This window comes from Thalassotalea sp. G20_0, from assembly GCF_017744175.1.
Classification (GTDB): Bacteria; Pseudomonadota; Gammaproteobacteria; order Pseudomonadales; family Endozoicomonadaceae; genus Endozoicomonas.
In genome coordinates this window covers 1-970 of the sequence record NZ_JAGHQV010000261.1, presented here as the reverse complement: position 1 = coordinate 970, position 970 = coordinate 1, and the positions used below count along the sequence as shown (strand labels likewise).

The 970-nt window shown below is 44.3% G+C and carries 3 protein-coding genes; all 3 read right to left on the bottom strand.

Annotation, left to right across the window (positions count from 1 at the left end; all coding sequences use genetic code 11):
- Window positions 1-141: 141 nt before the first annotated feature.
- A complete protein-coding gene (locus J7438_RS25940) occupies window positions 142-474 on the bottom strand; it encodes a type II toxin-antitoxin system HicB family antitoxin (RefSeq protein ID WP_209204823.1) in 333 nt (110 codons plus the stop codon).
- Window positions 471-725 carry a type II toxin-antitoxin system HicA family toxin gene (locus tag J7438_RS25935; protein WP_209204822.1) on the bottom strand — a complete coding sequence of 85 codons (255 nt, stop codon included), beginning with the start codon at window positions 723-725 and terminating at the stop codon, window positions 471-473. The genes J7438_RS25940 and J7438_RS25935 overlap by 4 nt, the downstream gene beginning before the upstream one ends.
- On the bottom strand, window positions 722-970 hold a 249-nt coding region (locus J7438_RS25930; RefSeq protein WP_209278920.1), incomplete at its 5' end, for a hypothetical protein. The genes J7438_RS25935 and J7438_RS25930, both read right to left, overlap by 4 nt.

The following is a 970-nucleotide window of genomic DNA, read 5'->3' as shown; positions in this document are numbered from 1 at the left end:
AAAACGCTCTGATTCAAGATCAACCAGAAAAGTAAACTTCAATAGACCTTCCTCGCCAGAAATCAACCCGGGCTTGTGCAACAACAGGATAAGATTGCGGCTGGGCGCAATCTATCCTTATTCGTTATGCGCTGGATTGGTTTATATGCGGGAAGCTTGAACGAGTGCTCGTGAAATCCATTGGTTGATACTTAGCCCACTTACCTGGGCAGCGGTAGCAATAGAAGCATGAAGCTCTGGAGGAATACGAAGCATCAGCTTCCCTGAATATGGTTTTTGTGCTTCTTTGCCAACCGAAGCACACGTTTCAAGATAGTCTTCTACTGCTTCATGGAAAGCATCTTTAAGCTCCGATACAGATTCACCATGAAATCCTACACGATCTTTTATTCCTGCAATATGACCAATGAAGCATTCGTCATCATCACTATATTCAATACTGGCAGCATAACCTTTATATGTCATTGTATTCATGGCTTAACTCCAATTCTTGTCAGAAAATCTCTTGCATCTTTCACCTGATATGGCTTTGCCTCTTTTTTTGGGTGTGGTCTATGAAAAGTGCCAATTTCACCATTCTTATGAAATCTGACTCGTGATCCACGACCTTCTATAACTTCAGCTCCAACAGCTATGAGAAGAGCCTCTATAGCCTTCCATTCCAACTGCTTAGGAACTGGTTCTTTGTAGACCGCAATTAGCGTTTTTCGGTGTTTGGCATTCATAGGAAGATACTATACAGGATAGTATCAAATAATGATACTGCAATATTGGCATGCTGAGATGTGAAGCGCATAACGCCGGCATAAGGGGCGGCGCGTCTAGCGCCGTCCGCTGGATGCTCTTGTTGAACCAAGCCGCTAACGCGGCAAAAAATACCGTTCATTCCAGCCACCCCACCATTGCCAATACTTCCTGATATCCGTACCACTCCGGCGCGGCTTATATAAGGAAGCAACATGGAACGTTC